Origin of the sequence: Acidisoma sp. S159, from assembly GCF_009766125.1 — a bacterium.
GTDB lineage: Bacteria > Pseudomonadota > Alphaproteobacteria > Acetobacterales > Acetobacteraceae > Acidisoma.
On sequence record NZ_LMUG01000080.1, the window covers coordinates 16289 to 16553 of the forward strand.

The window sequence follows — 265 nt, forward strand, 5'->3', positions numbered from 1 at the left end:
CCCGATCCAAGGCGATATGGTCCATCCCTATCTGCGCCGGCGTTGGGATCTCGAGGAGCCGGTTTACCCCGGCCCCTCCCCTCAGCATGGCGATCCGGACGAACTGAAAAAGGTCCTCGGCCGCACACTCGGAGTTCCACTCTTCCAAGAGCAGGCGATGCGCGTGGCGATTGTCGCCGCCGGCTTCACGCCGAGTGAGGCCGACCAGCTTCGACGGGCCATGGCGACCTTCAAGCACACGCAGGGTGTTGGTGTTTATCACGAG

Annotated in this window: 1 protein-coding gene; it reads left to right on the plus strand. The window is 63.4% G+C overall.

The genetic code is table 11. The features are described from left to right. Positions 1 to 265, plus strand: a 265-nt coding sequence (locus GSQ92_RS26470) for a hypothetical protein (protein ID WP_159014569.1), incomplete at both ends; no start/stop codon positions are given.